Here is a 386-nt window from a genome sequence, read left to right as displayed (position 1 = left end):
GCACGCGCAAAATAGTTAATGCAGCGCACGCAAAAATAATCCGTCCCTTGTGATATTCGAAAGTTTCACTGATAAAATCGAAAATAACATGTTCATCATCTGAATCTTTAGAAGGTGCCCCATTTGCCGAACCGCCGAGAAGCGCCCCAACCCCCCCCCCCCCCCCCCCCCCCCCCCCCCCCCCACCCCCCCCCCCCCCCCCCCCCCCCGCCCCCCCCCCCCCCCCCCCCACCCCCCCCACCACCCCCCCCCCCCCCCCCCCCGCCCCCCCCCCCGCCCCCCCCGCTACCCCCGCTACCCCACTACACCCCCAAACTCACCCCGCTCCCGCCTCCCCTACCCCTGTCACTCATACACATCTCACGCCGCCCACGAACCGCCCCCCC

Annotated in this window: 1 protein-coding gene; it reads right to left on the bottom strand. The window is 68.9% G+C overall.

What is annotated here, in order from left to right:
• Nucleotides 1-244: hypothetical protein (locus KJQ99_RS10115; protein WP_214150772.1), on the bottom strand; the 244-nt coding region annotated here is incomplete at its 3' end.
• Nucleotides 245-386 lie beyond the last annotated feature (142 nt).

The sequence above is a fragment of the Campylobacter sp. 2018MI13 genome, assembly GCF_018501135.1.
Taxonomy (GTDB): Bacteria; Campylobacterota; Campylobacteria; order Campylobacterales; family Campylobacteraceae; genus Campylobacter_E.
The sequence above is the reverse complement of the archived record's forward strand: the minus strand, read 5'-3'. Positions and strand labels throughout refer to the sequence as shown.